Below are 12,780 nucleotides of genomic sequence, written 5' to 3'. Positions count from 1 at the left end.
CATGGCGCGGATCACACTCGACGGCCTCGGCCATGCCTACGCGCCCGACCCGCAGACGCCCGAGGACTGGGCGCTGAAGCAGCTCGACTTCGAGTTCGCCGACGGCGGGGCCTACGCCCTGCTGGGGCCGTCCGGCTGCGGCAAGACCACGCTGCTCAACATCATCTCCGGCCTGCTGACACCCAGCCGGGGCCGGGTGCTGTTCGACGGCGAGGACGTGGCGGGCAGGGGACCGGCTGAGCGCAACATCGCCCAGGTGTTCCAGTTTCCGGTGATCTACGACACCATGACCGTGCGCCAGAACCTGGCCTTCCCGCTGCGCAACCGCGGCGTGCCGGCGGCCGAGATCGCCGCCAAGGTGGCCGAGATCGCGGACATGACCGACCTGACGGAGATGCTGGACCGCCGGGCGTCCGGGCTGACAGCCGACGGCAAGCAGAAGATCTCGCTGGGGCGTGGGCTGGTCCGCGACGACGTCAACGTCATCATGTTCGACGAGCCGCTGACGGTGATCGATCCGCATCTGAAATGGCTGCTGCGCTCCAAACTGAAGGAGCTGCACAGGCGCATCGACCGGACCATGATCTACGTCACCCACGACCAGGTCGAGGCGCTGACCTTCGCCGACCAGGTGGTGCTGATGAAGGACGGCGAGGTGGTCCAGATCGGCACGCCGGTCGACCTGTTCGAGCGCCCCGCCCACACCTTCGTCGGCCATTTCATCGGCTCGCCCGGCATGAACCTGCTGCCCTGCGCCATGGACGGCGGCCGGGCCGTGGTCTGTGGCGCGCCGGTGGAAGCGGAGAACGTCACGGCGGTCACCGCCAATTCCGGCCTGGAACTGGGCGTCCGCCCGGAGTTCGTGCGTTTTGCCGACAGCGGCCTGCCCGTGCGGGTGACCCGGGTCATGGAAGCCGGCCGCTACCGCGTGGTGGAGACGGCGACGCGTGAGGGGCAGATGGTCAAGCTGCTGGTTTCCAACGAGGAGCCGCTGCCCTCGGAGGAAGCGCATCTGGCGTTCGAGCCCGCGCGCACCCGTATCTACGAGAACGGCTGGCTTGCCGGCGGGAGGGCGGCGTCATGAGGAAGACGGTCAACCAGCGCGCCTGGTTCTTCGTGCTGCCGGTCCTCGTGCTGGTGGCCTTCAACGCCATCGTGCCGCTGATGACGGTGGTCAACTACTCGGTGCAGGAGACCTTCGGCAACAACGAGTTCTTCTGGGCCGGCATGATCTGGTTCGAGCAGGTGATCAGTTCGCCGCGGTTCCACGATTCGCTGACGCGGCAGATGATCTTCACCTTCTCCATCCTGGCCATCGAGGTGCCGCTGGGCGTCGTCATCGCGCTGGCCATGCCGCGGCGCGGCTTCTGGGTCTCGGTCTGCCTGGTGCTGATGGCGCTGCCGCTGCTCATACCGTGGAACGTCGTCGGCGCGATGTGGAACATCTTCGCCCTGCCCGAGATCGGCCTGATGGGCTGGGGGCTCAACGAGCTCGGCTTCGACTACAACTACACCCGCCAGCCGACCGCGGCCTGGTTCACGCTGCTGCTGATGGACGTCTGGCACTGGACCTCGCTGGTGGTATTGCTGGCCTATGCCGGCCTTGTCTCGATACCCGACGCCTACTATCAGGCCGCCCGCATCGACGGCGCCAGCCCCTGGGCCATCTTCCGCTACATCCAGCTGCCCAAGATGAAGCGGGTGCTGACCATCGCGGTGCTGCTGCGGTTCATGGACAGCTTCAACATCTATACCGAGCCGGTGGTGTTGACCGGCGGCGGCCCGGGCAACTCGACGACGCTGCTTTCCATCGACCTGGTGAAGATCGCGCTGGGGCAGTTCGACCTCGGCCCCGCGGCGGCCATGTCGCTGATCTACTTCGTCATCATCCTGCTGCTGAGCTGGGTCTTCTACACCCTGATGATGCGGAACGAGGAGTAATGCGATGCGCACGCGCTGGCTGATTCCGACTGTCTACATCGTCTTTCTGATGCTGCCGATCTACTGGCTGCTGAACATGTCGTTCAAGACCACGAACGAGATCCTGGGCGGGCTGACGCTCTGGCCCGAGACCTTCACGCTGGACAACTACCGGGCCATCTTCTCCGATCCCACCTGGTACATGGGCTATGTGAACTCGCTGGCCTATGTCTCGATGAACACGGTGATCTCGGTCGCCGTGGCGCTGCCGGCGGCCTATGCCTTCTCCCGCTACCGCTTCCTCGGCGACAAGCACCTGTTCTTCTGGCTGCTGACCAACCGCATGGCGCCGGCCGCGGTCTTCGCGCTGCCGTTCTTCCAGCTCTATTCGGCGGTCGGGCTGTTCGACACCCACATCGCCGTGGCGCTGGCCCACACGCTGTTCAACATCCCGCTGGCCGTCTGGATCCTGGAAGGCTTCATGTCCGGCGTGCCCAAGGAACTGGACGAGACCGCCTATATCGACGGGCACAGTTTCTGGAGCTTCTTCGTCCGCATCTTCATGCCGACGATCGCCGCCGGCATCGGCGTCGCCATGTTCTTCTGCTTCATGTTCTCCTGGGTCGAGCTTCTGCTGGCCAAGACGCTGACGTCCGTGGAGGCCAAGCCGATCGCGGCGGTCATGACGAGGACGGCCTCGACCTCGGGCTACGAGCTCGGCCTGCTGGCCGCGGCCGGCGTGCTCACCATCGTGCCCGGCGCCTTCGTGATCTATTTCGTCCGCAACTACATCGCCAAGGGCTTCGCCCTGGGGAGGGTCTGAGATGGGCCTGTCGTGGATGGCCTGGACGTGGCCGACCGCCGCCTTCTTCGTCTTCATCGCGCTGGCCATCGCATCGATGGGCGTGTGGGAGTATTTTTCGCCCGGCGGCGCCCCCCGGCGCGGCGTCTTCGGCCTGGACACCACCCGGGGCGACCGGCTGTTCATGACGCTGCTGGGCAGCGCCTTCATCTTCATCGGCTGGATGGCGTTTCAGGGCACGCCGCTCTGGGGCGGACTGGCGATCGCCATCGCCTGGGCGCTGTTCGTGTTCTGGAAGGTCTGAACGCGCGCCGGAATTCGCCGCCGCATTTGAGATAGGTCAAAAGCTCCCCCGGCGGGACATGCTGGACTCGCGTCCGAAAGATCAAGGAGCGAGGCCCCAGACATCATGTCCGCGAACCGAACGGCGCTCATTCTCGCGCACGCCGACAAGCGAATTCCGCGCTATACGAGCTATCCCACCGCCCCTCATTTCGGCCCCGGGGTCACGCAGGACACCTACAGGACCTGGCTCTCCGGGATCCGATCGGGCACCCCGGTTTCGCTCTACGTCCACGTGCCATTCTGCCGGACGATGTGCTGGTACTGCGGCTGCAACACCAGGGCGACGCTGCGCAACGAGCCGCTGGAGCGCTATCTCGACACGCTGGAAATGGAACTCAACCTGCTTTCGCGCGCGCTGCCGTCGGTGCTGCCGCTTAAGCATCTGCACTGGGGCGGCGGCAGCCCCAGCCTCGTCCGCGCCGCACGGTTCCGGGGGATCATGCAGCGCATCCGCCGCAGCTTCGCCTTCAAGCGCGACGCGGAGGTCGCTCTCGAGGTCGATCCGCGCCACCTTTGCGATGAACTGGTCGACGCCATGGCCGAGACCGGGGTCAACCGCGTCAGCCTTGGCGTCCAGACCTTCGACGAGAAGGTCCAGCGGGCGATCAACCGCGTGCAGCCCTTCGAAACGGTTGCCGACGCATTCGCGCGGCTGCGGGCGGGCGGCATCGAGGGTGTGAATGCCGATCTGCTCTACGGCCTGCCGCTGCAGACCGTCGATGGCGTGATCGAGACCACCGACCGGCTGCTCGAGCTTACGCCCGACCGCATCTCTGTCTTCGGCTACGCTCATGTGCCGCACATGAAACCGCATCAACGGATGATCCGCGAGGAAGACCTGCCGGACGCCGCCGGGCGGCTGGCCCAGGCCGACGCCATTGCGGAACGTCTGGTTTCCGGAGGTTACCGGCAGATCGGACTGGACCATTTCGCCCGCGCCGACGACCCGATGGCCCGGGCGCTGGAGAGCGGCCGCCTCAGGCGCAACTTCCAGGGCTACACGACGGACGAAGCGCCCGTGCTGCTCGGCGTTGGCGCTTCCGCCATCGGCAGTCTGCCCGAGGGCTACGTTCAGAACGATGCCGCGACCGAGAACTGGCGCCGGGAGATAATCGACGGGCGTTTCGCCATCGCACGCGGCCTCGCCCTCGACGGCGATGACCGCATGCGCCGGGAGATCATCGAGCGGATCATGTGCGATCTGACGGTGGATCTGGCCGCGCTCGCCGCGGCTCATGGCCGCCCTGCGCCGGAGGCGGACCTTGCCGCCCTGGAGGCCGACGGGATCGTCAGGCGTGACGGCGACCGCATCGTCGTCGCCGAGGCGTTCCGCCCGCTCAGCCGGGTCGTCGCGGCTGCCTTCGACGCCCGTCTGAACCTGGGCCCGGCCCGTCACGCCGTCGCCGTCTGAAACTTCCGGGCGTCGCCGCCCGTTCGGATCGAGGTGGCAATCTCCCCCCGCCCTGCCTACCTGCCCGGGTACGGCCGGAAAGTCGCGGATGGAGAAGAAGACGGCGTGCGGGCTGCGAACATGGAAGGATCGGATGGAACCGCCAGCGCGGTGACGGGAGACGTGATCTCGTGATCGATCTCGCGGGTCTCTCCCTGCCGCTGATCCTCACCGCCTTCGCGGCGGCGGGGATCGTGGTGCTGTTGGCCGGCGCGCGGCTGACGCGGCTGGCCGACCGCTTCGCCGATGTCAGCGGCATCGGGGAGGCGCTGACCGGCGCGGTCTTTCTCGGCCTCATCACCTCGCTGTCCGGCAGCGTCACGTCGGTCTGGACGGCGGCCACGGGGCACCCGGAACTGTCGCTGTCCAACGCGCTGGGCGGCATCACCGCGCAGACCGCCTTCCTGGTGATTGCCGACCTGGCCTACCGGCGCGCCAATCTGGAACACGCGGCCGCCTCGCTGCCGACGATGGTCAGCGGCGCGGTGCTGATCGTGCTGCTGACCATGCTGCTGGCGGCCGAGGCGCTGCCGCCGGTGTCCATCCTGGGCGTGCATCCGGTGACGCCGCTGCTGCTCATCGTCTATGGCCTTGGCATGCGCATCGCTGCAGAAGCGGGTGCCCGGCCGATGTGGGGACCGGCGAAGACAGCCCTCACCAATCTGGACGAGCCTGACGAACCCGAGCGCGGCGGCGAATCCGTGCTTCGCCTTGGCGGCTGGATCCTGCTGCTCGGCGCGCTGGTCGGCGTGGCCGGACTGCTGATCGCGGAGGCCGGCATCGCCATGGTCGAGAAGGCGGGAGTGCGCGAGGGTGTCGTCGGTGCGCTGATGACCGCCATCGCCACCTCGACGCCCGAACTGGTGACGACGGTGGCGGCCGTTCGCCGGGGCGCGCTGACCCTCGCCGTCAGCGGCATTCTTGGCGGCAACGCGTTCGACGTCCTGTTCGCGGCGTTCTCCGATGTCGCCTACCGCCCGGGGTCGATCTACCACGAGATGGCACAGGATCAGCGTCTCATCGTCCTGGTGGCGATCCTGATGACCGCCGTGCTGCTGGTCGGCATGCTGCGGCGGGAGCGCTATGGCCTGGCCAATGTCGGCTTCGAGAGCGTCACCATGCTGGGTCTCTATGTCGCCAGCGTGGCGGCCCTGATTTGGCTGTTCTGAGGAGAGGAGACGTGCACGGACCGGTCTTCCAGAAGGGACATTGCGTACAGCCCCTGATCGAGGCGGAGGAGACCTACGCCGCGATCGAGACGGCCATCGACCGCGCCGAGGACGAGGTGCTGATGGCCTACTGGACACTGACGCCGGATCTGGACCTGGTCACGGACAAGGCGGAGAACTGGGAAGCCCTGCTCAATCGCGCCGTGGAGCGGGGCGTCCGCTTCCGCATCCTGCTTGCCGACTTCGACCCCGTCTTCACACCGACGCTTCACCGCAGCGCCTGGCGCACCTACCGGCGCCTGATGGACCTGTCGGGGCCGGCGGGACGTGCGGATGCGACGGTCCAGGTAATGTGCTCGCAGAACCCCGTCCGGCCCGGACTGCCGGAGATTGTTGCCGGCAACGTCGCCGCGCAGTTCAGGATCGGAAGGCTCATCAAGCGCCTGGCGGCGAGCGCGGACGAAGGCCGTGGCGACGCCGACGCGGCGCGGCGCGCCTTCGCGACGGCGCCCGGTCTCTGGCGGCACATCGCCCGCCGCGGAGCCCGTTTCGTGCGCCGCCTGCCGCGGCCGGCGAACCTGCTGCCCGGCACCCATCACGAAAAGCTCTGCATTGTCGACCGGCGGATGGCCTTCGTGGGCGGACTGGATATCGGAGAGCGCCGCTACGACACGCTCTGCCATGACCGCGAGACGCCCTGGCATGATCTCGCCTGCCGGCTCGAGGGTCCGGCCGTCGCCCTGCTGACGCATCATTTTGTCGATCGCTGGAACGTCGAGCTGGTGGCCTTCAGGGACTTCATGGACGCGTTGCCGGACGTGGACGAGAAGGCAGACGTCAGGCCCGCAGAGCTTCATCCGATGAAGGACGGGGCCGAGGCGGCCGGCGGGGCCGGCGCCGACGGCGAGGTGGCCGTGGCGACCTCCCGTTCCGGCGGCGAGAGCCCCGCGGCGCTGGACGTCGACCGGCGCATCACCTCGATTTCGGCGGCGATCGACGAGATTGTCGGCGCGGCGCGGCGCTTTCTCTACATCGAGACCCAGTATCTCCGCGCCCGGAGCGTGACGGACCGGCTGATCCGGGCGGCGCGGGACAATCCGGAACTGGAGATCATTCTTCTGCTGCCGCTGGCGCCGGACCGGCTGGATCCGGATGGCGGCTGGAGCGCACCGACGCGCCACGGCCACTGGCTGCAGTACCGCAATATCCGCCGTCTGCGCCGGGCGCTGGGCGGGCGCTTCGGCGTCTATACGCTGGTCAGCCGCCAGCCCGTCGACGACGGCGACGCGCCCGAGGACACGGCCCTTGGCGCCAGGGGCGTCTATGTGCACGCCAAGACGATCATCGCCGACGACCGGCTGGCCATGGTCGGGTCCGCCAATCTCAACGGGCGCAGTCTGGAACTCGATACGGAAGCCGCCATTCTCTGGCGGCAGCCGTCAGCGGTGCGCGAGTTCCGCCGCCGGCTCTGGCATCATCATCTGGGTTTCGCCATGCGCGACGGATTCGACCCCGCCCGTCATTCTGCGCTGGCGCTGTGGAACAGGGCAGCTGCGGTGAACATGCGCGCGGGGATTACCGAGCGGCCCGGCTTCGCCATCGCATTCGAGGACCGCCGGGCGCGGCGCAAAGCCCGGCCCTCGCCGTTCGTGCGAAGCCGCTATGTGTGAAGCGGGCGCGTCAGAATAACGCTGACACAGGCCGCCGCCACGGCCTTGCGCGCGGTCGGCGGCTCGCCATCTGCGAAGCTGGAAAGAACAGCAAAGAACCAGGCGAGAGAACCATGGACATCCTTCGAATAATCCTGGCCATCATCCTGCCGCCCCTCGGCGTGTTCCTGCAGGTCGGCCTCGGCCTTCACTTCTGGCTCAACATCCTGCTCACCCTGCTCGGCTATATCCCGGGGATCATCCACGCCATCTGGATCATCGCCAAGAGATAGCCGCCGCCGTCAGGCGGCGTCCGGCGGATCGGGCGAATCGAAGGCCTGGAACTCGGCGCAGGGAATGCGCAGCATGTCGTCCCATACCGGCCGGATGAGATCCCGGTCGGTCTGGCTGACGCTGTAGAGGCTGATGCCGATCGTGTGGTCGACGATGTCGATCGCTGTCGCCAGCGGCAGCACCAGCCGCTCGGCGATCGGGCGGCCGTCGGCGTCTTGCCGTTCGGGGCCTATGGCGCCGTAGAGAATGCAGGGCGTCTCGATCACGCCTCGCCAGCGGCGGATCGCGGCGTCCCTGTGGGCTGGCCCGACCACGTCGCTCAGCATCTGGCCCTTCAGCCGGCCGCCCCAGGCTTCGTTGACGTTTTCTCCGGCCAGCTTGCAGACGAAGTCGTCCCTGTCCGGCAGGTACTGGTAGAGCCAGACATGACGCAGCAGCCGGGGCGCCTGGAAGGGATCGAGCTCGCGCCGGAGCGGCACCAGCGCGCCATGACGGGAACGGTTCCAGAGTTCGAGAAACTCCACGATCTGAGGGCTTGCGCCGGCAAAGCGCGCGCGTATCGGCTCCGGTAATCGCGGCGTGGCTGGCAGCATTGTCCCGCACCACCCCCTTGAATCGCGTTCCGCCGATTATCCGCTGGCGCGCGGTTTCACGCCACCCCTTCCGCACCCGGATCGTACCGGCGGCGATGCCCCTGCGATTCGGCGGCTACGCTTCCGGCACCGAGCGGCGCAGTTCCTCCAGCCAAACGGTGGCCTTGGCGTCCGAAGGCGCGCGCCAGTCGCCGCGGGGCGAAAGCGCCCCGCCGGAGGAGATCTTGGGTCCGTTGGGCAGGGCCGAGCGCTTGAACTGGCTGAACTCGAAGAAGCGCCACAGGAAGCTTTCCAGCCACTTGCGGATCGCAGCCAGGTCGTACTGGTTGCGCGCATCGTCGGGGAAGTCGATGGGCCAGAGGCCCTGTGTCACGTCCCGCCAGGCGTGAAAGGCCAGGAAGGCGACCTTGGAGGGGGGCTGGCCGTAGCGGATCGTGTGATAGAGGAAGAAGTCGTGCAGTTCGTAGGGACCGATCTTGTCCTGGGTGCTCTGCAGTTCCTCCTCCTCGCCCGTGGGCACCAGTTCCGGCGAGATCTCCGTATCCAGGATGGCGTCCAGCACCGCATTCGCCGCATCGTCGAACTGGCTGGTGCGCTCGGTCCAGCGGATCAGGTACTGGATCAGCGTCTTCGGCACGCCGGCGTTGACGTTGTAGTGGCTCATCTGGTCGCCCACGCCGTAGGTGCACCAGCCCAGTGCCAGTTCCGATAGGTCGCCCGTGCCGACGACAAAGCCGCCGCGCTGGTTGGCGAGCCGGAACAGGTAGTCCGTCCTGAGGCCCGCCTGGACGTTCTCGAAGGCGATGTCATAGACCGGCTCCCCTTGCGAGAAGGGATGGCCCATGTCCTTGAGCATCTGCTCGGCGGCTGGCCGGATGTCGATCTCCTCGGCCGTCACGCCCAGCGCGTCCATCAGCTTCCAGGCGTTGCTCTTGGTGCCCGAACTGGTGGCGAAACCGGGCAGGGTGAATCCCAGGATCTTCTTGCGCGGAACCCCCAGCCGGTCGCAGGCCTTGGCCGCGACGATCAGCGCGTGGGTCGAATCGAGCCCGCCCGAGACGCCGATCACCATGCTGCCGCCGCCTGTCGCCTGAAAGCGCCGGCAAAGACCTTCCACCTGGATGTTGAAGGCCTCGTAGCAGTCCTGATCGAGGTGGCTCTGGCGGTTGGGCACGAAGGGGAAGCGGCGGATCGGGCGGATCAGCCCGATGTCGCGGTAGCAGGGCTGGTGCATGAAGGCGATGCGGCGGAATTCGCGTTCGGGGTGGTGCTGGTCGTTGGCCGAATCGTTGAAGGTCTGGTGCCGCATCCGCTCGCCCAGGATGCGGGCGGTGTCGATGTCGGCGATACAGAGCTGTGGCTCGGTGGGAAAGCGCTCGGATTCGGCCATCAGGTCGCCCAGCTCGTAGATCATGCCCTGTCCGTCCCAGGCCAGATCCGTGGTGCTTTCGCCCGGCCCGGCGGCGGAATAGGCGTAGGCCGCGACCGCGCGCGCCGACTGCGACTTGCACAGCATGTGGCGCTCGTCGGACTTGCCGATGGTGATGTTGGAGGCCGACAGGTTGGTCAGGATCGTCGCGCCCGCGAGGGCGGCGGCCGAGGACGGTGGCACGGCGGCCCAGAAGTCCTCGCAGATCTCGATGTGGAAGAAGAAGCCCGCCAGATCCTCGGCCTCGAAGATCAGGTCGCTGCCGAACGGCGCCTCGACGCCGCCGGCCCGGATGGTTTCGTTGCGGATGTTCCGGCCATGGGCGAACCAGCGTTTCTCGTAATATTCGCGGTAGTTCGGCAGGAAGGACTTCGGCACCACGCCGAGCAGCCGGCCGCGCGAGACGGCCAGGCCGCAGTTGTAGAGCCGGCCGCGATGGCGCAGCGGCGCGCCGATCAGCAGCACGGGCGACAGTTCCGCGCTCGCCGAGATGATCTCGGCGATGGCGTCCTCGACCGTGTCGAGCAGCGCCGTCTGGAGGTGCAGGTCGTCGAGCGCGTAGGAGGAGACGCAGAGTTCCGGGTAGATCAGCAGGTCGACGTTCGCCGCGTCGGCCCGCCGGGCTTCCGCCAGTATGGCGTCGCGGTTGAAGCCGACATCGGCGGTCAGCACGCGCGGCGTGCTGGTCGCCACCCGCACGAAACCGTGGCGGTGCATGGCATGGAAATGATCGGGGCCGGTCCGCTCTCTGCTCATTTCAGCATCTCGCTCATCATCGCAATCGCAATCTCTATACACGCCACGCGCACCTGTCCGCGACCGATCGGTCCGAAGTGCTCCTCGCGATGGCGGGTCTCGCGCCCCTTCCGGGCGCAGGCGAAATGCACCAGTCCCTCTTCGTCGTCCACCCCCGCCGGGCCGGCGAATCCTGTCACCGCCATGGCGATGTCGGCCGCGGTTCGACGCATTGCCCCCTCGGCCATGGCGATGGCGGTCGCCTCGGCCACGGCGCCGTGACGCTCAAGGACCGCCGCCGGCACGGCCAGGATGTCGCGTTTCGCCTTGTCCGTATACACCACCAGACCGCACTCGAAGGCGTGGGAGGAGCCCTCGATGTCGGTCAGCAGCGATGCAAGGAGGCCGCCGGTGCAGCTTTCGGCGGTCGCCACCCGCAGTCCCTGGTCGCAGGCGGCGTCCAGGAACGCGTGCACCGCCGCCTCGATGCGGTCGGGCAGGTGGATGGCGAGGATACTGCTCATGGGCCTGTTTCCGGCTCTTCGTTCCCGCCTACTTGGTCACGGCGGGCGCGACCGCACAAGCCCCGAGGTCCGGGCAGGAGAGAGACGCGGAAGCTCAGCGCTTCGGCGTCCTCTGCCGCCGCCGTTGAGGTGACCGGGACTCAGGAACGCGGCGCGGCGACCTCGATCTCGTTGCGAACCCACACCGCTCCGCCTTCCCAGGCGTTCTCGATCGCGGCCTGACGCGCACGCACGGAGTTCACGGTTCCCCCGAGCGTCGCCCGGCCATCCTGCACGACGATTTCCACGTTCTCCGCCAGCACGAAGGGGCTCCACGAAAGCTCGTCGCGAATGGCCGCGGCGATTTCTGCGTCGCTCTTCATCGTCCGCGGCTCCCGGTAGTCGGACCACCAGTCATAGCTCTCGTAGCGGACGTTGTCGGCGTAGAGGTCGCTGACGAAGGGCCTGACATTGTCCCGCACATCCATGTGGTTCTCGACCCGCGCGACGCCGCCCACGCGGCTCGCCGCCTTGTAGGCCTGCGACTGTTCGAAGAAGCTGTCCACGTTGCCGTAGAGACTGACGACGCCGTTGCGGACCTTCACCACGAAATCGCTGGCCTCGACGTCCGGATGCCGGATGAACGCGTTGACGATGTCCTGTTCGAGTTCAGGGTCGCTCATCGGTTTCGAGCGGTTGACGTGCATGCGGTTCTCGACCCGTTCGACGCCGATGATCTTGCCGGCGGCATCGCCCGCGGCCTCCTTGGCCGCGAGATTGTCGACCCCGCCCCGCAGCGTGACGACCCCGTCGTCGACGAAGGTCTCGGTGCCGCCCCGGTCGACGCGGGGATTCGCCATCAGCGCGGACTGAACGGCCTGGCGTATCGCCGCATCGTCCCGCGGCTGGCCCGGCTCCGGATTCGCCGGCGCGCGCCCGTTCTCGGCGAATGCGACCTTCAGTCCGCTCGCGTCGACCCCGGTCACGCCCCGCACATGGGCCTCGGAGACGGCGCGCGCCCGTTCCGCTGCACTGAAGACGTCGCCGCTGAGATGCACGACGCCGTCGGCCACCGCAACGTCGATGTACTCGTCACTGAACAGGGCCGACCAGTCGAGGCGGGCGGTGACGTCCTCGCGGATCTCGCCGTCGGACCGGGTCACTGCCGGTTCGATGGTCAGCGCGTTGGTCACCCCGGTGACGCCGGCGACGCTCATGGCGACGCGTTCGGCCAGCCGCGCTTCCTGCCCGGACTGGACCCGGCCGGACAGGGCGACATGGCCTTCACTGTCGGTCTCGACGTCGATTTCCCAGCTCTCCGTGGCCGGATCGGCGGCCAGCGCGGCGACGACCATGGTGCCGACCCGGTCGGACTGCAGATCCTCCGGCGGATTCACTGTCAGTTCGTTCTCCACCGACTTCACGCCCAGGACCGTTCCCGCGATGGTCTCGGCGCGGCGCTTCGCCAGCAGATCCTGAACGGTGCCGGAGAGAGTCACCACACCATCCTCCGCGGTCGCCTGGATGGTGCTGCTCTCGACGCCCTGCTCGTGGGCGATCTCGTCGGCCACGGCATCGGCCAGGTTGGGATCGTCGATTTCCGCGGCGCTCTGCGGCGCAGATGTTGCGCCGCCCGCCAGCATCGTGGCTGACAGGGCTGTAACGATCAGAGCGGTGCGCGCGCCGCTGAATGTCGGGATCGTTCTCACGGAATCCTCCCAGTGTTCTTCTTCGAATGCGTTCTTCCTGGCGCGGCTGTCATCTGCAGGACGCCGCAGGGGCGGCCGATGGTTCCCGCTGCCTGTAACAATCCGCGACATAACTCCACGAAATCGGCAAACAAGGGCGACACGAGGTCGCCAGATTGATGACAGGCGGCGCGATGCGCCGA

At 67.4% G+C, this 12,780-nt stretch carries 12 protein-coding genes; 8 read left to right on the top strand and 4 right to left on the bottom strand.

The window, feature by feature from the left end:
* The first annotated feature begins 1 nt into the window (after position 1).
* From TEF_18420 to TEF_18385, 8 genes are all read left to right on the top strand, one after another.
* Positions 2-1,084, top strand: a complete 1,083-nt coding sequence (locus TEF_18420; protein ID ANK82546.1) for an ABC transporter ATP-binding protein — start codon at positions 2-4, stop codon at positions 1,082-1,084.
* Positions 1,081-1,941, top strand: coding sequence for an ABC transporter permease (locus TEF_18415; GenBank protein ID ANK82545.1), 861 nt, complete (start codon positions 1,081-1,083; stop codon positions 1,939-1,941). The genes TEF_18420 and TEF_18415 overlap by 4 nt, the downstream gene beginning before the upstream one ends.
* A gap of 4 nt (positions 1,942-1,945) precedes the next feature.
* Complete coding sequence (locus tag TEF_18410) at positions 1,946-2,743, top strand: sugar ABC transporter permease (GenBank protein ANK82544.1); 798 nt, start codon at positions 1,946-1,948, stop codon at positions 2,741-2,743.
* 1 nt (position 2,744) lies between these two features.
* Positions 2,745-3,026: a hypothetical protein gene (locus TEF_18405; protein ID ANK82543.1), complete on the top strand. Its 282-nt coding sequence runs from the start codon at positions 2,745-2,747 to the stop codon at positions 3,024-3,026.
* Positions 3,027-3,131: 105 nt separating this feature from the next.
* On the top strand, positions 3,132-4,478 hold the full coding sequence (locus tag TEF_18400; protein ANK82542.1) for an oxygen-independent coproporphyrinogen III oxidase: 1,347 nt from the start codon (positions 3,132-3,134) through the stop codon (positions 4,476-4,478).
* 170 nt (positions 4,479-4,648) lie between these two features.
* Positions 4,649-5,686, top strand: coding sequence for a cation transporter (locus TEF_18395; GenBank protein ID ANK82541.1), 1,038 nt, complete (start codon positions 4,649-4,651; stop codon positions 5,684-5,686).
* A gap of 11 nt (positions 5,687-5,697) precedes the next feature.
* Positions 5,698-7,356 (top strand): hypothetical protein, encoded by a 1,659-nt coding sequence (locus tag TEF_18390; protein ID ANK82540.1) that lies wholly within the window; start codon positions 5,698-5,700, stop codon positions 7,354-7,356.
* Positions 7,357-7,469: 113 nt separating this feature from the next.
* Positions 7,470-7,628: a proteolipid membrane potential modulator gene (locus TEF_18385; GenBank protein ANK82539.1), complete on the top strand. Its 159-nt coding sequence runs from the start codon at positions 7,470-7,472 to the stop codon at positions 7,626-7,628.
* A 9-nt stretch (positions 7,629-7,637) separates the two neighbouring features.
* On the opposite strand, the gene TEF_18380 is transcribed toward TEF_18385, so the two are convergent.
* The 4 genes from TEF_18380 to TEF_18365 all read right to left on the bottom strand — a co-directional run bounded on the left by TEF_18380 (position 7,638) and on the right by TEF_18365 (position 12,532).
* Positions 7,638-8,153: a hypothetical protein gene (locus TEF_18380; GenBank protein ID ANK82538.1), complete on the bottom strand. Its 516-nt coding sequence runs from the start codon at positions 8,151-8,153 to the stop codon at positions 7,638-7,640.
* Between the two features lie 184 nt (positions 8,154-8,337).
* Entirely contained in the window at positions 8,338-10,407 is a 2,070-nt protein-coding gene (locus TEF_18375; protein ANK82537.1) for an NAD(+) synthase, read from the bottom strand.
* Entirely contained in the window at positions 10,404-10,910 is a 507-nt protein-coding gene (locus TEF_18370; protein ANK82536.1) for a damage-inducible protein CinA, read from the bottom strand. The genes TEF_18375 and TEF_18370 overlap by 4 nt, the downstream gene beginning before the upstream one ends.
* A 140-nt stretch (positions 10,911-11,050) precedes the next feature.
* The gene (locus TEF_18365) at positions 11,051-12,532 is read right to left on the bottom strand and encodes a hypothetical protein (GenBank protein ANK82535.1); all 1,482 of its coding nucleotides are present in this window, start codon (positions 12,530-12,532) and stop codon (positions 11,051-11,053) included.
* Positions 12,533-12,780 lie beyond the last annotated feature (248 nt).

This window comes from Rhizobiales bacterium NRL2 (genome assembly GCA_001664005.1).
Classification (GTDB): Bacteria; Pseudomonadota; Alphaproteobacteria; order Minwuiales; family Minwuiaceae; genus Minwuia.
Note: the sequence above shows the minus strand (reverse complement) of the source record. Positions and strands in the feature narration are given on the sequence as shown.